16 protein-coding genes are annotated in these 20,233 nt (G+C 59.9%); 10 read left to right on the top strand and 6 right to left on the bottom strand.

The features are described from left to right. Window positions 1-12 precede the first annotated feature (12 nt). Window positions 13-903: a LysR family transcriptional regulator ArgP gene (locus AC0IW7_RS02960; RefSeq protein WP_471815650.1), complete on the top strand. Its 891-nt coding sequence runs from the start codon at window positions 13-15 to the stop codon at window positions 901-903. Window positions 904-992: 89 nt separating this feature from the next. Here AC0IW7_RS02960 and AC0IW7_RS02955 read toward each other — a convergent pair whose 3' ends face one another. Next, window positions 993-1,310: a hypothetical protein gene (locus AC0IW7_RS02955; RefSeq protein ID WP_471815649.1), complete on the bottom strand. Its 318-nt coding sequence runs from the start codon at window positions 1,308-1,310 to the stop codon at window positions 993-995. A gap of 291 nt (window positions 1,311-1,601) precedes the next feature. On the opposite strand from AC0IW7_RS02955, the gene AC0IW7_RS02950 reads away from it, so the two are divergent. Continuing rightward, window positions 1,602-2,600 carry an NAD-dependent epimerase/dehydratase family protein gene (locus AC0IW7_RS02950; RefSeq protein WP_471815648.1) on the top strand — a complete coding sequence of 333 codons (999 nt, stop codon included), beginning with the start codon at window positions 1,602-1,604 and terminating at the stop codon, window positions 2,598-2,600. A 10-nt stretch (window positions 2,601-2,610) separates the two neighbouring features. Here the strand turns inward: AC0IW7_RS02950 and AC0IW7_RS02945 are convergent, their stop codons facing one another. Further along, window positions 2,611-2,874 (bottom strand): hypothetical protein, encoded by a 264-nt coding sequence (locus AC0IW7_RS02945; RefSeq protein ID WP_122492787.1) that lies wholly within the window; start codon window positions 2,872-2,874, stop codon window positions 2,611-2,613. 343 nt (window positions 2,875-3,217) lie between these two features. Here AC0IW7_RS02945 and AC0IW7_RS02940 point away from each other — a divergent pair, with 343 nt between their 5' ends. After that, entirely contained in the window at window positions 3,218-4,054 is an 837-nt protein-coding gene (locus tag AC0IW7_RS02940) for an ATPase (RefSeq protein WP_471815647.1), read from the top strand. A 332-nt stretch (window positions 4,055-4,386) separates the two neighbouring features. Here AC0IW7_RS02940 and leuA read toward each other — a convergent pair whose 3' ends face one another. The 4 genes from leuA to xseA form a co-directional block, all read right to left on the bottom strand. Continuing rightward, a complete protein-coding gene (gene leuA / locus AC0IW7_RS02935; RefSeq protein WP_471815646.1) occupies window positions 4,387-6,063 on the bottom strand; it encodes a 2-isopropylmalate synthase in 1,677 nt (558 codons plus the stop codon). Window positions 6,064-6,408: 345 nt separating this feature from the next. After that, entirely contained in the window at window positions 6,409-7,668 is a 1,260-nt protein-coding gene (locus tag AC0IW7_RS02930) for a mechanosensitive ion channel family protein (protein WP_471815645.1), read from the bottom strand. A 32-nt stretch (window positions 7,669-7,700) separates the two neighbouring features. After that, window positions 7,701-8,531, bottom strand: a complete 831-nt coding sequence (locus AC0IW7_RS02925) for a peptidoglycan DD-metalloendopeptidase family protein (protein WP_471815644.1) — start codon at window positions 8,529-8,531, stop codon at window positions 7,701-7,703. Between the two features lie 27 nt (window positions 8,532-8,558). Continuing rightward, window positions 8,559-9,938: an exodeoxyribonuclease VII large subunit gene (gene xseA / locus AC0IW7_RS02920; protein ID WP_471816100.1), complete on the bottom strand. Its 1,380-nt coding sequence runs from the start codon at window positions 9,936-9,938 to the stop codon at window positions 8,559-8,561. 83 nt (window positions 9,939-10,021) lie between these two features. Between xseA and AC0IW7_RS02915 the strand changes: the two genes are divergently transcribed. The 7 genes from AC0IW7_RS02915 (at window position 10,022) to tadA (ending at window position 20,204) form a co-directional block, all read left to right on the top strand. Beyond that, a complete protein-coding gene (locus AC0IW7_RS02915; protein ID WP_471815643.1) occupies window positions 10,022-10,576 on the top strand; it encodes a sugar ABC transporter ATPase in 555 nt (184 codons plus the stop codon). A gap of 238 nt (window positions 10,577-10,814) precedes the next feature. Beyond that, window positions 10,815-12,284: an IMP dehydrogenase gene (gene guaB / locus AC0IW7_RS02910; protein ID WP_463381875.1), complete on the top strand. Its 1,470-nt coding sequence runs from the start codon at window positions 10,815-10,817 to the stop codon at window positions 12,282-12,284. Window positions 12,285-12,382: 98 nt separating this feature from the next. Beyond that, window positions 12,383-13,960, top strand: coding sequence for a glutamine-hydrolyzing GMP synthase (gene guaA, locus AC0IW7_RS02905; RefSeq protein WP_471815642.1), 1,578 nt, complete (start codon window positions 12,383-12,385; stop codon window positions 13,958-13,960). 183 nt (window positions 13,961-14,143) lie between these two features. After that, window positions 14,144-15,754 carry a Fic family protein gene (locus tag AC0IW7_RS02900; protein ID WP_471815641.1) on the top strand — a complete coding sequence of 537 codons (1,611 nt, stop codon included), beginning with the start codon at window positions 14,144-14,146 and terminating at the stop codon, window positions 15,752-15,754. 285 nt (window positions 15,755-16,039) lie between these two features. Further along, a complete protein-coding gene (locus AC0IW7_RS02895; protein ID WP_471816098.1) occupies window positions 16,040-18,091 on the top strand; it encodes a TonB-dependent siderophore receptor in 2,052 nt (683 codons plus the stop codon). Between the two features lie 243 nt (window positions 18,092-18,334). Next, window positions 18,335-19,702 (top strand): multicopper oxidase family protein, encoded by a 1,368-nt coding sequence (locus tag AC0IW7_RS02890; RefSeq protein WP_471815640.1) that lies wholly within the window; start codon window positions 18,335-18,337, stop codon window positions 19,700-19,702. 16 nt (window positions 19,703-19,718) lie between these two features. Further along, on the top strand, window positions 19,719-20,204 hold the full coding sequence (gene tadA, locus AC0IW7_RS02885; protein WP_471815639.1) for a tRNA adenosine(34) deaminase TadA: 486 nt from the start codon (window positions 19,719-19,721) through the stop codon (window positions 20,202-20,204). Window positions 20,205-20,233: the final 29 nt, after the last annotated feature.

Here is a 20,233-nt window from a genome sequence, read left to right as displayed (position 1 = left end):
GGAAATTCGATAATGTTCGATTACAAGCTTCTCGCCGCCTTGGCCGCCGTGGTTGAACAGGCCGGCTTTGAACGCGGCGCGCAGGTCTTGGGGCTCTCGCAGTCGGCGGTCTCGCAGCGCATCAAACTGCTGGAAGCGCGGGTCGGGCAGCCGGTGCTGGTGCGCGGCACGCCGCCAGCGCCGACCGACATCGGCCGCCGTTTGCTCAACCATGTGCAGCAGGTGCGCTTGCTCGAGCGCGACCTGTCCGGCCAGGTGCCGGCGCTGGACGAAGGCGCGGCGCCTGAACGGCTGCGCATTGCGCTTAATGCTGACAGCCTGGCGACGTGGTGGGCGAAGGCGGTGACTGCCTTTTGCGCCGATCATCGGGTGTTGCTGGAACTGGTGGTGGAAGATCAGGAAGTTGGCCTAAAACGCATGCGCGGTGGCGACGTGGCGGCCTGCGTGTGCGCCACCGACAAGCCGGTGGCGGGCGCCCGCAGCCTGGCGCTCGGGGCTATGCGTTATCGCGCCTTGGCCAGCCCTGCTTTTATCGCCCGGCATTTCGGCGGCGGTATTACCGCGCCAGGCTTGGCCAAGGCGCCGGCTATTGTCTTCGGCCCGGACGATTTTCTTCAGCATCGCTACCTCGCCAGCCAGGGCGTGGACGGCGCGTTTGCTTACCACCTATGCCCCTCGTCCGAAGGGTTTATACGCATGGCCGAAGCGGGGTTGGGCTGGGGCCTGGTGCCGGAACTGCAAGTGACCGAACTGCTGGAGCGCGGCGCCTTGCAGGTGCTGCAACCTGATCGGTTGATCGACGTGCCGCTGTACTGGCACCACTGGCGCAATGGCGGGGAGTTGCTGGGCGAGATGACCCGCCACTTGCAGCGCGCCACCTCAGAGATACTGGTTCAGATTTAGGGCGCGCCGTGCGTACGAGCGATATTGCGGATGTACGTAGCGGCGCGGCCCATTTCCGCCAAAACGGGCTTGTTTGGCGATGGTTCTGATCAGGAACCGCTAACTACATCAATCTTTTTGGCGTACGCGATGTCGACGTCCGTCATCACATGTTGGTTGTCACTAGGGTTGAACCAGGAGGTGTTGAAGCCCGGGTCTGGTTCGTTCATATATCCGTAGCTCTTCCCGTCGATGTTGATGGTTATATATTCCTGCTCGGCCTGACTGTCGTCGTACGGTTTGCCATCGAACGTAAGCACCGACGGGGCGCTTATAAATTGCAGGAGCTCACCAAAAATGTGCTTTCCCAGAAGCCCCCGGGTCAGCACGGGTTGGTCGTGGTCAGATGCAGTGGTTTTCTGATGCATGGTTACGTCCTTTCTCGATTGTGTGGGGTTTTGAAGCAGTGGAAACACTGGCCGAGGAAGGCTGTGGTCTAAAGCGCCTGCTTCGGCTTTGAGCGTCTGAGCTTTCCGCCCGAGGACTCGGAGCGCCTCGGCGTGCGCGCGGAACTCAGGAACGGCCGCACAGCTTGATGCCCCTGTTGATCAGGTGCGCCAGGCAGGTGCCAAGCCAGAATCTTGGCTCTGCAGGTCACAGCGCCGGTCCGCTGTGCTTGCTACAGTCACGCCCATTAGAAAAAACAGGGCGGTGGGAGAATGAAGATTCTGGTGACCGGGGCGAGTGGCTTTATCGGCGGACGCTTCGCCCGCTTTGCGTTGGAGCAAGGGTTGGCGGTGCGAATCAACGGCCGGCGCCCGGAAGCAGTGGAACACCTGATCAAGCGTGGCGCCGAGTTTGTGCAAGGCGACCTCAGCGACCCAAGCCTGGTGCGCAGCCTCTGCCACGACGTTGACATGGTGGTGCACTGCGCCGGCGCGGTTGGCACCTGGGGGCGGCGTGAGCACTTCTACAACGGCAACGTGGTGCTGACCCAGAACGTGATCGAAGCCTGTCTCGGGCAGAAGGTGCGGCGCCTGGTGCACCTGTCGTCGCCCTCGGTGTACTTCGACGGCAAATCCCATGTGGGCCTGACCGAAGAGCAGGTGCCGAAGAAGTTCGTCGACCATTACGGGGAGACCAAATTCATCGCCGAACAGGAAGTGATGGCGGCGCAGGAATTCGGCCTGGAAGTGATCGCCCTGCGTCCCCGCTTCGTCACTGGTGCTGGCGACACCAGCATCTTTCCCCGCTTGATCGAAATGCAGCGCAAAGGCCGCCTGGCAATCATCGGCAATGGCCTCAATCGCGTCGACTTCACCAGCATGCACAACCTCAACGAGGCGCTGTTCAGCAGCCTGCTGGCAGGCGGGCCGGCGTTGGGCAAGGTCTACAACATCAGCAACGGCGAACCGGTGCCGCTGTGGGATGTGGTCAATTACGTGTTACGCCAGCTCGACCTGCCGCCCGTGACCAAACACGTGCCCGTTGGCCTGGCCTACGCCGCCGCTACGGTGAATGAAACCGTGTGCAAACTGCTGCCCGGTCGGCCGCAGCCGAACCTGTTTCGCCTGGGGGTGGCGGTGATGTCGAAAGACTTTTCCCTGGACATCAGCCGCGCCCGACGCGAACTCGACTACGCGCCCCAGACCCCGATCTGGACCGCGCTTGATGAGTTTTGCACTTGGTGGAAAGTGGTCGGCGAAGGCGCTCGCTAAGCGCGTTCCGTCAGCCTCGTAGCGGGCCGGCGTAGCGCGTGTACTTGGCGATCAGTTCGGCTTCGCTGAGTGCCGGCGGGGCGAGCCGGATGTCGGTCAGCTCACTGAGCGTGTGGCCCATTTCGCGGGTTTGTTCGTTATCGGACGCCGCGCAGGCCACCAGCATGCACATGATGGCGTCGGGCTGGCTGAGGCGCACGTCCACCTGTTGTTCCTGCCGCAGTCGGCGCCGCAGTGTTTGCATGCAATCGAGTACAGATTTAGTCAGTTCCATTCGATTTCTCCCCCGTTAACCCAAGGCCGAAGCGGAGCCTGGGTGTGAAAACGTGTGCTGGTCGGGCAGTGTTTTCCGGACTGAATAACCCGCGCGTTTGCCGGCTTGGGCCGATCTGGCGCGGGGTTATCCGCCGCTCGTTGGCGAGCATCAGGGTCATAGCAAATGCTGTACCAGTTCACAAAACCAGGAACTGCGCGCCCCGCAGGCGGTCGATGGGTGTCTCAGGCGCTTTACATGCGCGGCGGCGGTGCGTTATGCCCCATTGGGCACCACCGCTGCGCTCGGTATACTGCGCGCCCTGTCGCTCCAATTATTCACTGCGTGCCCAAAAGGTTGACCCATGCGTAACGACGCTCTCGATGAACTGGACAACGTTCCCAGCCTGACCACTGACGCACGCGACCACGACTTTCCCGCCGACCACCACGACCACGCCCGCCATGCGCCGCTGGACCGTGGCTATATAAGCCCGCCCGCCAAAGCCAAAGGCCCTAGCACGGCGCCGCTGTGGACATTGGTCGCCGCCCTGATGATCGCGTTTGGCGGTTTGGGCTGGTGGAGCCATCAGCAAATCGAGCTGATGAGCCAGCAACTGGTAGCCACGCAAGAAAGCTTCGCCCGCATCAGCGAAGATGCCGCCGGGCGTATTCAGGATATTTCCGGCAAGGTGGTGGCCACGGAGTCCAACGTCACCAGCGGCAGCGAAGCCTTGCGCTTGCAGGTCAAAGGGCTGGAAAGCAAAGTCGCCGACTTGACCAAGCAACTGCAAACCTTGAACAGCAAGCAGGGCGATCAGAGCAGGCGCGTAGAGCAAGTCGCCGCCGACCTGAAAACCCAGCAAGACGCCACCGCGCAGTTCGACAGCAAACTGAAAACCGTGGCCAGCGACCAGGCCGCGCTGAAAGCGGCGCAGGGTGACACCAGCAAGATCGACGCCCAGCTCAAAAGCCTCGGCGCTGACATTGACGCGTTGAAAAAACAGGGCAATCCGAATGTCGCCATCGGCCGGCTTGAGCAGGATTTGCTGGTGCTGAAAAGCGAACAGGAAAACCGCCCGGCTGCGGCGAGTGCCAACACCAGCGAATTCGACGCCTTCCGTGCGCAGATGACCCGCAACATCAGCACGCTGCAGGCGCAGGTGCAGAATCTTCAGCAGCAGTTGAATGCGCGGCAGTAAGGGCGTTTTGCTGGATTAGACGAGCCCCGCGAAATGCGGGGCTTTTTGTTGGGTGGCGGTAGACCTGGCCCAAACCACCGTCATCCTCGCGAAGGCGGCGGTCCGACGATTCGGGATCCAGGTTTTCGGATCGATCACCGTTCGCCTGAACGATACTGGACCCCGAATCGTCGGACCGCCGCGTGCGCGAGGGTGACGGTGGTGGGGGCGAGGACGTCGTTAAGTCCAGCGACGCACCCCCCGGCTGCAACCTCCGTCCTTCGTTCCGCAGTTTCCAAAGGCCATAAAAAAGGGCGCCCACCAGGCGCCCTTTCCCCACTACCGCAACCCACTCACGCCGCCTGCGAGCTTTCCTCAGCCTGCTTCAACGCCCGGTTCAGCGCGCTAAACAAGGCGCGGAAGCTGGCGGTGGTGATGTTTTCGTCAATGCCAACCCCAAATACCGGACGCCCGCCGTTCAGGCGCACTTCGATATACGCCGCCGCTTTGGCATTGGCGCCCGCACCGATGGCGTGTTCGTGGTAGTCGATGATTTCCAGGTTCTGCGGCAAGGCGGCGACCAGCGCTTCCAGCGGCCCTTTGCCGGTGCCGTGTTTACGGCGCAATTCACCGCTGACACTGACGTCGACATCGACATTGCAGATGCCGTTTTCTTCCTGCAAACGATGGCTTTTCAGGGCGTACGGGCTGGCCGCTTGCAGGTATTCGTTCTGCAACAGGCTGTAAATCTGCTCGGCCGTCATTTCCAGGCCCAGGCGGTCGGTTTCTTTCTGCACAACCTGGCTGAATTCGATCTGCATACGGCGCGGCAAGCTGATGCCGTATTCCTGTTCGAGCAGGAAGGTGATTCCGCCTTTGCCCGACTGGCTGTTGACGCGAATTACCGCCTCGTAGCTGCGGCCGATGTCGGCCGGGTCGATTGGCAAGTACGGCACTTCCCACACGCCGCCTTCTTTCTGCTGGGCGAAACCTTTACGAATGGCGTCCTGGTGCGAGCCGGAGAACGCGGTGTGCACCAGGTCGCCCACGTACGGGTGACGCGGGTGCACGGGCAGTTGGTTGCAGTCTTCAACCACCTTGCGCACGGTGTCGATGTCGGAGAAGTCCAGCTGCGGGTCGATGCCCTGGGTGTACAGGTTCAGCGCCACAGTCACCAGGCAGACGTTGCCGGTGCGCTCGCCGTTGCCGAACAGGCAACCTTCTACGCGGTCGGCGCCGGCCATCAAGCCCAGCTCGGTGGCGGCCACGCCGGTGCCACGGTCGTTGTGGGTGTGCAGGCTGATCAACACGCTGTCGCGGCGATCCACGTGGCGGCAGAACCATTCGATTTGGTCGGCGTAGTTGTTTGGCGTGGCGTTTTCGATGGTTGCCGGCAGGTTAAGAATCAGCGGCTTGGCCGGGGTTGGCTGGAACACGGCGATCACCGCGTTGCACACCTCAACCGAGAAATCGATTTCAGTGGAGCTGAACACTTCCGGCGAGTACTCAAAACCCCACTGGGTCTCAGGCGCTGCGTCGGCCAGGCGCTTGATGATCTGGCCGGCGTTCACGGCAATTTCTTTTACGCCGTTCTTGTCCTGGTTGAAGACGATGCGGCGAAAGCTCGGCGCGCAGGCGTTGTAGTAGTGAACGATGGCTTTTTTGGCGCCTTTGAGCGATTCGAAGGTGCGCTCGATCAGGTCTTCGCGGGCCTGGGTGAGCACCTGAATGGTCACGTCGTCCGGAATATGGCCGCCTTCGATCAGTTCACGCACGAAGTCGAAGTCGGTTTGCGAGGCGGACGGAAAGCCCACTTCAATCTCCTTCAAACCCACGGCCAGCAGGGTTTTGAAGAAGCGCATTTTCTTGTCGGCATCCATCGGCTCAATAAGCGACTGGTTGCCATCGCGCAGGTCGGTGCTCAGCCAGATCGGCGCCTTGTCGATCACTTTGCTCGGCCAGGTACGGTCGGGAATGTTGATCGGCGTGAAGGCGCGGTATTTATGCGACGGGTTTTTGAGCATGCTCATGGCGAATTCCTTTATGAAGCGTGGCCAGATGAGGGTGGCCGACCGGGATATTTGATTTCTATAACAGCGTAGCGCGGCGAGGTGAGCAGTCAGCTTTGCAGTCGCGGACTGACCAGGCACAGGCAGGCGTGTTGGCGCAGCAGAATGAGGGTATGGGGCGTTTTCATGCCGTTAACCCTATTCACTTGGGTTGAATATGGCAACTGGTGCGAAAAATTTGGTGATTTGTAGCGCAGCGGGCCAATTGGCGAAATAAACTTGTGCGACACGAGTCCTTGTTTGGCAAATATTGCGCGCGTACACCGTCGCGTTCGCCTGGGGCTTAATGGTCGCGGGCCAAGGCCGCTACAACGACGCCGGCCGCTCGCTAATGGCGGCCTGGTACGCGCGCATATCCGCACCGCTCGGGTGCTGGAACACGCGCAAGCCAAACTCCGGAAGAATCGCCAGCATGTGGTCAAAGATGTCTGACTGAATCGCCTCGTACGCCACCCAGGCGGTGGTGTTGGTGAAGCAATACAGCTCCAGGGGCAGTCCGTCGGCGAGTGGCGCCATCTGACGCACCAGCAGGGTCATGTCCTGGCGGATGCCTTGGTGCTGGCGCAGGTAATTTTCGACGTAGGCGCGAAAGGTGCCAATGTTGGTCACGCGCCGGGTGTTCACCGCCACGCGCAGCGGTTCCTCGAGCTGACTGTTCCAGCTCATCAGCTCGCTTTCTTTGCTTTTCAGGTACGGCGCCAGCAGTTTGAACTGACGCAGATGCTCGATTTCCTCGGGGCTAAGAAAGTGCACGCTGTTCTGGTCCAGGTGCAGGCTGCGCTTGATCCGCCGCCCGCCGGCCTCCTGCATGCCGCGCCAGTTTTTGAACGAGTCGGTGATAAAGCGTTTGGTGGGAATGGTGGTGATGGTTTTGTCCCAGTTCTGCACCTTGATGGTGTGCAGGGCAATGTCGATCACGTCGCCGTCGGCGTTCAGTTGCGGCATCTCGATCCAGTCGCCGACGCGCACGATGTCGTTCGAGGAAATCTGCACGCTGGCCACCAGCGAGAGCAGGGTGTCCTGGAATATCAGAATCAGCACGGCGGCCATGGCGCCCAGGCCGGAGAGCAGAATCAGCGGCGAGCGGTCGACCAGTGTGGCGATCATCAGCACCGTGGCGATCACGTAGATGGCGATTTTGACGATCTGGAAGTAACCCTTGATCGGCCGCAGATGCGCGTCGGGGCGGCGCTCGTAGAACGAGTTCGCTAACGTCAGTGCGCCGCTCACGGCCAGCGCCAGGGTCAACACAATAAACGCGCCGCACACGTTGCGGGTGACGGTGATGACACCTTTGGGCAGGTCGGGAATCAGCTCGATGCCGCTGGCCAGAATCAGCGCCGGCACCACGTTGGCCAGACGGGAAATGATGTGCGAGCGCGCCAGGGCTTTGTCCTGCCCCAAATGGGTGGCGCGCAACATTCGATAAAAGCCGCGCACCAGCACGCGCTTGATCAACCAGTTCGCCAGCCACGCGGCAAACAGCAGCAGCACCAGGGCCAGCAGGTTGTACAGATAAGGAAAGCGTTCCAGCCACTGCACGGCGTTTTCGTAGTGCTGTTGCATGCGCATCGTCCTGTGCAGGCGTTGGGTTGGGCTTACGGCTCGAACTTGCCGATGAAAATGGCGGGGTCGACACGTACATCATTCAAGCTGACATTCCAGTGCATATGCGGCCCGGTTGCCCGGCCGGTGGCGCCCACCTTGCCCACGACGCCGCCGCGTGCGAGCACTTGGCCGAGCTTCACGTCGATTTTCGATAGGTGGCAGAACATGCTGATAAAGCCCTGGCCGTGGTCGACAAATACCGTATTGCCGTTAAAGAAATAGTTGCCGATCAGAATCACCTTGCCCGCCGCCGGGGTTTTGATCGGCGTGCCGGCGCCTACCGCGAAGTCGAGGCCGGAGTGCGGGTTGCGTTCTTCGCCGTTGAAAAAGCGGCGCACGCCGAAGCGGCTGGAGAGCGGGCCGTTCACCGGTTTGTCGAGCAGCAGGTTGCTGGGCGTGCCGGGGCTGAAGGTTTGGTAAGCGCGGGTTTGCTCGGCCAGTTCGCGCTCGATGCGCTTGAGGTCCGCCGGGTTTGGGTTGACCTGGCGCTGGTTTTTCAAGGTGATGCGTTGCTCGGCGTAACGCTTGGCGCCGACGGTAAAGCTCAGCGTGCGGTTGCCGCTGGCGTCTTTGGCGAGCACATTCTGCGTGCCCGCTTTGCTGGTCAGCGGCACGCCAACAATCGCCAGCCAGCGCTGCCCTTGTTCATTGATTACCAGCACCGGCTTGCCTTGGTAAGTAGCGGTTGGCGTGCCGTTGCCAGCGCCCAGGTCGATAACTGCCACGCCGCCGGGCACCGGCTTGTTCAGCAGGCGCGTGATGTAACTGTCGGCGTGGGCGGGGAGGGCGAGGCAAAACAAGCAGAACAGCACAGCGCGCATGGGCAAGCCTGAATAAAGAGTGGGAGGTCAGTCCAGCAGTGACAGGGTCACCGGGGTCAGGTGGTTATCTTCTACGCGCACGTCCAACTCGCCTTCGCCCAGGCGCGCTTTGAGGCGCTGGCCGGGCTTGGTTTGCGCGGCGTTGCGAATGGCGTGGCCTTTGTCGTCGAGCAAAATGCTGTAGCCACGGCCGAGCGTTGCCAGCGGGCTGATGGCGTTGAGTGTTTGCGCTTGGCTGTGCAACTGCTGGCGCCGGTCTTTCAGCGCTTCACGCATGGCGCGTGGCAAGCGTTCGTTGAGGCCGTCGAGGCGTTGGCGCAATAAAGCCAGTGCGCGGCCGGGGTGTTGCGCAGCCAGGCGCATGTCGAGGCGGATCAGGCGGTCCTGGCAATTTTGCCGATGCGTGACGAAGGCACGGCGCAGGCGCATGTCCAGGTCGTCGAGCCGTTGTGCTTGCTGGCGCAGGCGCTCGCCGGGGTGACGCAGGCGGCGGCTGATGCCGTCCAGGCGCAGGCGTTCGCGCTCGATGCGGTTGTGCATGCGCATCACCAGGCGGCGGTGCAGGCTGGTTAAACGTTGCACCAACTCGTTGGCGTCGGGCGCCAGCAATTCCGCAGCGGCCGATGGCGTGGGCGCGCGAACGTCGGCGACGAAGTCGCTGATCGATACATCCGTTTCATGGCCAACGGCGCTGATGATCGGCGTTTCGCAGGCGGCAATGGCGCGGGCTACCACTTCTTCGTTGAAGCACCAAAGGTCTTCGAGCGAGCCGCCGCCTCGGGCCAGGATCAAGGCGTCGAAGCCGCGCCGGTCGGCGAGCTGCAAGGCACGAACAATTTGCCCGGTGGCTTCGCGGCCCTGCACGGCGGTGGGGATCAGGGTCAGCTGAATGTGCGGCGCGCGGCGGCTGAACACGCTGATGATGTCGCGGATAACCGCGCCAGTCGGCGAGCTGACGATGCCGATGCGTTGCGGGTGAGTGGGCAGGGGCACTTTGTTCTCGGCGGAGAACAGGCCTTCGCTGCTGAGCTTTTCTTTCAACGCCTCGAAGGCCAGACGCAGGGCGCCGTCGCCGGCCGGCTCTACGCTGTCGAGAATCAGCTGGTAGTCGCCGCGGCCTTCAAACAGCGAAACCTTGCCGCGCACCTTAACGGCCAAGCCATCGCGCAAGGCCTGGCGAACGCGGGCGGCGTTCTGCCGGAACAGCGCGCAACGCACCTGGGCATTGCTGTCTTTAAGGGTGAAATACACATGGCCGGACGCGGGCTTGGCCAGGTTGGATATTTCTCCTTCGACCCAGATATTGCTGAACACGTCTTCCAGCAACACGCGGGCGCGGCCGTTGAGTTGGCTGACGGTGAGCACTTCGCGGTCAAGGCCGAGGCGTTGGAACGGGTCTTTGATCATGGCGGGCATGATAGAGGCTTACGCGCCGTGAGCCAAAGGCGCGGGCTGTTAAACTGCACGTCGTTTTGTATTTGGGGCCGAGCATGGCTGAGCAACAACACATTCTGGTGCCACAGATTTCCACCTTTCCCAACCACGAAGCGCGGGCGCGGTTGATGCTGCGTTGGCTGGTGCAGCGCAACATTGTCGAGCCCGAGCTGAGCACCTGCGGGCGCACCGGCAACCGCATGGCCTACGCCATTGCTCCTGGCGCCAGACGCATTGTTTTGCATCCCGAGCGATTGCCGTTTGGCCAGCCGGTGAATGGCTTGGAGGTGGTGACCAAGCGCTGCATCTATACGCCGACGAAGAACTTCCTCGAAGAAGCCGGCTGCCCGCAGTGCCGCAAGGAAGTGGGCGAGGCGCTGTTCGACAGCCTGGACGAGTGGATGCCCAAGGTCAGCGACAACTTCACCTGCCCGCTGTGCGGGTTCGAAGATGACATCAATGGGTTTTTGTTTTTGCAGCCGTGCGGGTTTTCCAACCTGGGGTTTATTTTCAATAACTGGGGCGAGGCGGGGTTCAAGCCTTACTTTATAGAAGAGTTTGGCGAGCGGTTGCGGTTTGGGGTGCGGGCAGTGGTGGTGGATTGGGAGTGACACCGCAGTCGGTCCCCTCTCCCTCAGGGAGAGGGCTAGGGTGAGGGGCCGTTGATTTTGATCTGCGTGACGGCTGGCCCTCACCCCCTGCCCATCTCCCGCACGCGGGAGAGGGGAGCAAAGCAGTTGAGTTTGTTTTGGAAAAGCCTACTTCATCTAATTCACCTTTTGCATTGAGCCAAGCTACCCGCGTGGGTATAATGGCGCGCTTCCATTTTCCCGTCCGGGAGCCCCCGCCATGCTGCGTATCAGTCAAGAAGCTCTAACCTTCGACGACGTCCTTCTTATTCCAGGTTATTCCGAAGTTCTGCCCAAAGACGTCAGCCTCAAAACTCGACTGACCCGTGGTATTGAACTGAACATTCCGCTGATTTCCGCAGCGATGGATACCGTTACCGAATCCCGTCTGGCCATTGCCATGGCGCAGGAAGGCGGCATCGGCATCATCCACAAGAACATGACCATCGAGCAGCAAGCCGCCGAAGTGCGCAAAGTGAAGCGCTTCGAAAGCGGCGTGGTGAAAGATCCAATCACCATCGAAGCCGACGCCACCGTGCGTGATCTGTTCGACCTCACCCGCCAGAACAACATTTCCGGTGTGCCCGTGCTGCACAACGGCGATCTGGTGGGCATCGTCACTTCCCGTGACGTGCGTTTCGAAAGCCGTCTGGATGCCAAGGTCCGCGACGTGATGACGCCTAAAGAGCGTCTGGTCACCGTGCGTGAAGGCGCCGACAAACAGGAAGCCCGCGAGCTGCTGCACAAGCACCGCATCGAGCGCGTTCTGATCGTCGACGAAGCCTTCAACCTTAAAGGCATGATGACCGTTAACGACATCGAGAAAGCCAAGGCTTACCCGTTCGCCAGCAAAGATGACCAAGGTCGTCTGCGCGTTGGCGCGGCGGTCGGCACTGGCGCCGACACCGCTGACCGCGTGACCGCTCTGGTCGCTGCTGGTGTAGACGTAGTCGTGGTCGACACCGCCCACGGTCACTCCAAAGGCGTGATCGACCGCGTGCGTTGGGTTAAACAGAACTTCCCGGACGTGCAGGTTATCGGCGGCAACATCGCCACCGGCGCAGCCGCCAAGGCGCTGGCCGAAGCGGGCGCTGATGCGGTGAAAGTCGGTATCGGCCCAGGCTCGATCTGCACCACCCGCATCGTTGCTGGTGTTGGCGTTCCGCAAATTTCCGCTGTCTCCAACGTTGCCGCTGCCCTTGAAGGCACCGGCGTGCCGTTGATTGCCGACGGTGGCATCCGCTTCTCCGGTGACTTGTCCAAAGCCATCGTTGCCGGTGCGTCCTGCGTGATGATGGGCTCGATGTTCGCCGGTACTGAAGAAGCGCCAGGTGAAGTTGAACTGTTCCAGGGTCGTTCCTACAAGGCCTACCGTGGCATGGGCTCGTTGGGCGCCATGGCGCAGACCCAGGGCTCGTCCGACCGCTACTTCCAAGACTCCGCTGCTGGTGCTGAAAAGCTGGTTCCCGAAGGCATCGAAGGCCGCGTGCCTTACAAAGGCCCGCTGGCCGCAATCATCCATCAACTGATGGGTGGCCTGCGTGCCTCCATGGGCTATACCGGCTGCGCCACCATCGAGCAGATGCGTACCGAGCCTGAGTTCGTGCGCATCACCGGCGCGGGCATGGCCGAGTCGCACGTGCACGACGTTCAGATTACCAAGGAAGCCCCAAACTACAGAGTAGGTTGAGCCTTCACGCAAATCGTTAAGCAACCGGGGCTGTTCTATTCAGCCCCGAGTTGTTTCTGAACCACGACTGTTACCGATTGATTAGACGAGACTGAATCATGGCCCTCGATATTCACGCCCACCGCATCCTGATCCTCGACTTCGGCTCTCAGTACACCCAACTGATCGCCCGCCGTGTGCGCGAGATTGGCGTGTACTGCGAATTGCATCCGTTCGATATGGACGAAGACGCGATCCGCGAATTCGCGCCCAAGGGTGTGATTCTCGCTGGCGGCCCGGAGTCGGTGCACGTCGCCAACAGCCCCCGTTGCCCGCAAGCAGTGTTTGATCTTGGCGTGCCGGTTTTCGGTATTTGCTACGGCATGCAAACCATGGCCGAACAATTGGGCGGCAAGGTTGAAGGTTCCGAGCTGCGTGAATTCGGTTACGCCCGTGTCGATGTGGTCGGCAAAAGCCGCCTGCTCGACGGCATCGAAGACCATGTCGACGCCGACGGCGTGTTCGGCCTCGATGTGTGGATGAGCCACGGTGACAAGGTCACCAAAATGCCGGAAGACTTCCACATTCTGGCCAGCACCCCGAGCTGCCCGATTGCCGGCATGTTCAGCGACGACCGTCGTTACTACGGCGTGCAGTTCCACCCGGAAGTGACCCACACCAAGCAAGGCGGCCGCATTCTGTCGCGCTTTATCCTCGACATCTGCGAGTGCGAAGCGCTGTGGACGCCGTCGAAAATCGCCGAAGACGCCATCGCCCAGGTTCGCGCTCAGGTCGGCACCGACAACGTGCTGCTCGGCTTGTCTGGCGGTGTGGATTCGTCCGTTGTAGCTGCCCTGCTGCACAAAGCCATTGGCGACCAGCTGACCTGCGTATTTGTCGACAACGGCCTGCTGCGTCTGCATGAAGGCGAGCAAGTGATGGCCATGTTTGCTGAAAACATGGGCGTCAAAGTGATTCGCGCCAACGCCGAAGAGCAGTTCCTCAACAACCTGGCCGGCGAAGCGGACCCAGAGAAGAAACGCAAAATCATCGGCCGCACCTTTATCGACGTATTCGATGCCGAGTCCAACAAGCTCGATAACATCAAGTACCTCGCCCAGGGCACCATTTACCCGGACGTGATCGAGTCTGCCGGCGCCAAGAGTGGCAAGGCGCACGTGATCAAGTCGCACCACAACGTGGGCGGTCTGCCGGAAGAAATGAACCTGAAACTGGTCGAGCCGCTGCGCGAACTGTTCAAAGACGAAGTGCGCCGTCTGGGCCTGGAACTCGGCCTGCCGTACGACATGGTGTACCGCCACCCGTTCCCCGGTCCGGGCCTGGGCGTGCGCATTCTCGGCGAAGTGAAGAAGGAATATGCCGACCTGCTGCGCCGTGCCGACCACATCTTTATCGAAGAACTGCGCAAAGCCGACTGGTACCACAAAGTCAGCCAGGCCTTCGTTGTATTCCAGCCGGTGAAATCGGTGGGCGTGGTCGGTGATGGTCGCCGTTACGCCTGGGTTGTGGCGTTGCGGGCCGTGGAAACCATCGACTTCATGACCGCACGTTGGGCGCATCTGCCTTACGAACTGCTCGAAACAGTGAGTGGCCGGATCATCAACGAGATCGAAGGCATTTCGCGCGTTACCTACGACGTGTCGAGCAAGCCGCCAGCGACGATTGAGTGGGAATAACCGAGCGCTCTTGATGCGCTCCTAACTGGCTGCCATGGATGGCGCGCTAGTTTATTAATCGTTTTTAAGCGGATATGGTGATTTTTAACGATTTCTGTGCAACTTTAATCGTTAGCCGCCAATTTCGATGCTGTTTATCGCTTTTGCGCAGGTGAAAACTCTTTTTCCTCAGGAGAGGGATCGATGATCGACCTGCCTGCGAATCCGATTGGCGCTGCCTGGTTGGCTCAAGCCTTTGATGTGATACCTCTCGCTCGCCTTCCGGTGTTGAGTCAAGTGGGAGGTCGACGCGCGACTCAGGTGAGCGATGGTTTTCGCCTGGAAACCTACACCGAAGTAATGCGTCCGGCTGATGAGCCTGTTGCTCACTTGCAGTTTCATCTGCGACACGAAATAACCCACCTGGAATTTTTGGCTCGGCTGTTCCAACAGACCGGGCCTGAGTTCGTTCAGGCTTGGATAAACGCTGAGCCCACCGGCCAATACGCGCGCCGCGCCGCCTTTCTATATGAGTGGTTAACGGGCAGCCTGTTGGAGATTCCCGAGCGTTTAGGTGGCAACTATGTCGATGCCATCGACGCCGCGAAGCTGATAGCGGCGTCTCCTGAGCAAATCGTCAAGGTGCAGCGCTGGCGAGTGAATGACAACTTGCCTGGCACCAACGTCTTCTGCCCCATTCTGGTCAAAACGGATGCCGTTAGCCTTGCTTGCGGTTTGGACGTGGCTCAGTTGTTCGGCGAGCTCACCGCAGAATTTGGTGAGGATCTGCTGATGCGCTCTGCGGTATGGATGACGCTGCGCGAAAGCAAAGCCAGCTTCGCTATAGAAGGCGAGTCCGATCGGGTGGGGCGAGTGCAGCGTTTTGCCGACGCCATGGCCAGACGCACCGGCCAAGGTGAGGTGCCGCTAACCGACGCCACGCTCGCAGAGTTGCAGCGAGAAATTCTTGGTCGCACCACCATGACTCACTTTGGCGTTCGCCAGTCGCCAGTGTTCGTTGGTGAGACCGTTCGCTATCAGGAGGTGGTGCATTACGTGGCGCCGGCGGCGCAAGACGTCACCGCCATGCTAGATGGTCTGCGCACATTTCTTATTAAAACTGCCGGGCAGTCTGCGGTAATGCGCAGCGCTGTAGCCGCGTTTGGTTTTGTCTACATACATCCCCTGGCGGACGGCAATGGCCGGGTCCACCGTTTTTTGGTCAATGACATTTTGCGACGCGACGGGGTAATACCGGACCCTGTGATTCTGCCCATTTCGGCTGTCATCACCGACGATGCAGGCGAGCGCCGTGGTTACGACAGGGTATTGGACGAGGTGTCCAAACCACTTATGCAGTCGGTTCGTGAACATGTGATTTTTGAACCGAGGCAAACCACGTTTCCGGACGGTGTGGTGTCGAATTTCACCTTCACCGGCGCCGAGCAGGCAACGCCTACATGGCGCTATCCGGACCTCGGTCCGCATGTTGTGTTCATGGCCAACATCATCGAACGAACGCTGACGGAGCAAATGCGCGAAGAGTCTCGCTACCTGCGCAGCCATATGCGAGCCCGGGCTGCGTTGAAGGAAGTGGTAGAGATGCCGGATCAACAGGCCGACCGGGTGCTGCGTTCGATTGAGCAGAACGCTGGCGAGTTGAGCAATGTCCTCGCCAAAGAAATGCCGATTCTCGCAAGCCCTGGGGTTTGGGCTGAAGTTGTCGATGCGGTTTTCCGTGCTTTTCAGGCTGCGCAAGCTGCTAGCGAAACTGTTGTCGAGCGATATCAGACTGCACGCGGGGTCGATCACTAAGCGGGATCGATGGAGCGTAAACGCGCGTTTCGTTCAAGCAAATATTTTCTCGTTTGTGTTTGCGTATCTTTGTCATTTGCGAGTTATTTTCTAATACAATCTCTTCCGAAAATTTTGGGATGGCGCCGCTTTGCTCGCGGTGCACTGAGTTCCTTCGGCTGACGTTGTTGAAGATCAAGGATCGCAAGCATGCGCAAAAACAAAACCGGGTTCGTGAACGGCCGCTCGGCCAAGCAGCGCACGGCCGCTGCCGTGATGCTTTGTGTGCCATTAGCCGGGGCGCCTATGGGTGTGAAAGCCGAGGAGTCGGCGGCGACAGAAGACGATGCATATCGCCTTGCGCCGATCATCGTCAACGCCAATGCCGACGCTGGCGATGATTCGCAGACTGTCGTGGCACAAGAGTTGTGGGTAGGCGGCAAGGTCGCGACCAGCATCCTCAACACGCCGGCTTCTGTTTCTGTGGTTACGCAGAAGGAAATGGAACAGCGCAGCGTTAACACCACGGAAGAAGCGCTCCAATACACGCCGGGTGTGATTACTGACTTCTACGGCTCTGATGATCGCAACGACTATTTCCAGATTCGCGGTTTCCAAGCCACCACCTACCGCGACGGTTTGACGTTGAGTTCAATGCGCGGCGTGCGCGAAGACCCGTTTGCCTATGAGCGCATCGAGATTATCCGTGGCGCCAACTCCACACTGTTCGGCCCGGCAGACGCGGGTGGCTCTGTAAACTTTGTGAGCAAACAGCCGCGCTTCAATTCATTCGGCCAAGGTTACGTAACGTACGGGTCGTTCGATCACAAAGAAGTCGGCGTTGATGTTGGCGACGCTCTTAACGACAGCAAAACATTGGCTGGTCGCCTCACCGCCAAGAAGCAGGACAGCGAGCGCGAGTACGATCATTCGCAGGACGATGACGAATTGGTAATGGGTGGCCTGACTTGGGCCCCCACCCAATTTACCTCGGCCACCGTGATTCTGGATCATCTGAAAACCGAGAGCTCACCCAACAGCGGTGGCTATCCGCTGGACAAGGAATACGACCGCGACGAGTTCTTTGGCGAGCCGAGCTATAACTTCCACGATGTTGAGCGCACTAGCCTCAGCAGCAACATTACCCATGACTTCGACAATGGCTTTGTCGTGCGCAGCAATCTGCGTTACACCGACCTTACCGACGACTTTGGCTACGTGTTCCTTTACGACGACCCCTCCACTACCGTCGGCAATACGATTCAGCGTTATAAGTTCGGTACAGACACTGATGCTCACCAGCTCAACGGCAACGTGATGCTGCAATACGATCAGCGATTCGAGAATATTGATAGCAGCACTCTGGCGGGCGTCGAGTACCTCGACTCCTCGACAGACGCTACTACGGTCTACGAGCTGGCCAGGCCCATCAATGTGGCCAACCCGGTACATACAGGTGTTGCGGCAAGCGCCGTGCCCTTTCTGGTCGGGAAGGATGAGGCCACAACTAAGTCGCTTTTTCTGCAGCAGAACCTGTCGTTCTACGAGCGCTTTATCGTGACTGTCGGCGCGCGCCGCGACTTCATGGAGCTGTCCAGCAAGAAGGCTTACTTCGGAACTGCGGCTACTGAGGAAAAAGACGACATTGCCAAGACCTCTTACCGCGCGGCATTGACCTACGTGGTTTCCGACGAGCTTTCTACTTACGTCAGCATGGTGGAGTCGGTGTCGCCGCCTGAAGTCGGGGTTGATCCAAAGACTGGCAAGCAGTACGAAGTGGGAATTAAATATGCGCCGATGGGCATGAATGCGCTTTTCTCTGCCGCTGTTTACGATTTGAATCAGGAAAACGTGTCCAGTGCCGTCCAGCTCGACAGTGGCTTGATTGAGCAGCAAACCGTTGGTGAATCTCGTGCGCGGGGCCTCGACTTAGAGGCCAAAGTCGAACTGACCGAAAACGTTAGCCTTGTTGGTGGTTACTCATACCTTGATTCCGAAGTTGTTAAGGGAGAGGTAGACAAAGGTGGCAGAACGGTCTCGATTAAAGGTAATGAACTTGCTACTGCGCCGAAGCATTCTGCTTCGCTCTGGAGCTACTACGACATTCCTGCTACCGACATTAGTGTGGGGTTCGGTGCTCGTTATCTAGGGTCGTACAACTTCACTAACGAGAACCTCGGCAAAACGGACGGCGAAACCCTCTTCGACGCCGCCCTCAACTACAAAATCTATAAAGGCACCGACCTGGCCCTCAACGTCAGCAACCTGCTGGATGAGCAGCACGTAGTAGGTTCTGGTACTGCCAACTTCTACAACCCCGGCCGCGAGATCACCGCCAAGGTCAGCTACAACTGGTAACCCGGCGCCAGGCTTTTATGGCCTTCGTCCACTGACAAAAGCCCGCCTTGCCCAGGCGGGCTTTTGCGCTCGCAGCACAGAGGACGCGATTAGAAGCATGCAGGCCAGGGCGGCCTTCGGTCATAATGCGCGGCGGCCTTGCGTGCCAATCCGCTTCTCGAAGCCGGTCCACCAGAGACCGGCCACTACCTGAATTCCTGATGGGCCAGCGAAGTCCCTTATCGTCAAAAGGTGTCTGTACCCATGTCTTTTACACGTCGACAAATTCTCGGTGGCCTGCTCGGTTTGAGCGCCGTTGGCCTTGGTGCCGGAGGAGTACGTTATTGGCTTGGACGGCCGCTGGGCAGCACGACCCATGATTACGAGTTGATCGCCGCGCCCATGGATTTGGAGTTGGTGGCCGGTCACAAAACCCCGGCCTGGGCCTATAACGGTTCGGCGCCAGGCGTTGAGCTGCGCAGCCGTCAGGGCGATTGGTTGCGGGTGCGCTTTATCAACAAACTCAGCGAACCCACCACCATTCACTGGCATGGCATCCGCCTGCCGTTGGAAATGGACGGCGTGCCCTATGTGTCGCAACTGCCGGTATTGCCGGGCGAGTACTTCGACTACCAGTTCCGCACCCAGGACGCCGGCAATTTCTGGTACCACCCCCATGTGTTGAGCAGCCAACAATTGGGCCACGGCCTGGTCGGGCCGCTGGTGGTGGAAGAGCGCGAGCCGACCGGCTTCAAGCACGAGCGTTCGTTGAGTTTGAAAACCTGGCACATCGATGCCGAAGGCGCGTTCACGCCGTTCAGCATTCCCCGTGAAGCAGCGCGCGGCGGTACGGCGGGCAGCTATTCGACGATCAACGCTGAGCACTTGCCGACTATCGATTTGCCGGCTGGGCAGATTGTGCGGTTGCGCATCTTCAACCTCGATAACACCGTGACCTACCGGCTCAACTTGCCAGGCGCAGATGCACGTTTATATGCGTTGGATGGCAACCCGATCGAGCCGCGCCCGTTCGGCAAGGAATACTGGATCGGCCCAGGTATGCGCGTGTGCCTGGCGTTGAAAGTGCCCGAGGCGGGCGTTGAGTTGCCGCTGCGCAACGGCCCGGTACGCCTGGCCACGTTTCGCTCGGTGCCCAGCGACGAAGTGGCTGGCGACTGGCCGCCGCAACTGCCGGCCAACCCGATTCCGGAACCGGATTTGCACAACGCTGAAGTGCTCGACTTCAAGTTCGAGTGGGTGGGCGCTGTGTCGGTCACCACCAACGGCCGCGCGCCGGCGTTCTGGCAAATCAACGGCAAGGCCTGGGATATCAACGACAAAACCTGCGCCGACCGACCCATCGCCAAAATGAAGCTGGGGCAGACGTACATCCTCGAATTTCGCAACATGGCCCAGTACCAACACCCGATTCACCTGCACGGCATGAGCTTCAAAGTGCTGAGTTCGGACCGCAAGAAAATCATCCCGTACTTCACCGACACCTATCTGCTTGGCAAGAACGAAAATGCGCGGGTGGCGTTGGTCGCCGATAATCCAGGCGTGTGGATGTTCCACTGTCACGTGATCGACCATATGGAAACCGGGCTGATGGCTTCCATCCTCGTCGAGTGAACGGATCAGGTACGGCATGAGAAAAGTGCAAATCATCGACCGCAGCCAGGACGCGCACTTTATGCGCGAGGCCCTGGCGCTCGCCGCGCAGGGCGCCAGCCTTGGCGAGGTGCCGGTGGGCGCGGTGCTGGTGCAGGACGGTGAAGTGATCGGGCGCGGCTTCAACTGCCCGATCACCACCTTTGATCCCAGCGCCCATGCCGAGATGGTCGCCATCCGCGCGGCGTCTGCTGCCGTGGAAAACTACCGGCTGCCCGGCAGCACGCTGTACGTCACGCTGGAACCGTGCAGCATGTGCGCCGGGTTGCTGGTGCATGCGCGCATCCACCGTGTGGTGTTCGGCGCCACCGAGCCGAAAGCTGGCGCCGTGCAGAGCCGGGGTAAGTTCTTCGACCAGATCTTTCTTAACCATCGGGTGATGGTGGAAGGCGGGGTGTTGGCGCAGGAGTGCAGCGCGGTGTTGAGTGAGTTTTTCAAACAGCGGCGGGCGAAAGTCGAATAACTCTTTAAAACAATCATCCGTCATCCCCG

Source organism: Pseudomonas sp. AC229 (assembly GCF_979254655.1).
The sequence above is the reverse complement of the archived record's forward strand: the minus strand, read 5'-3'. Positions and strand labels throughout refer to the sequence as shown.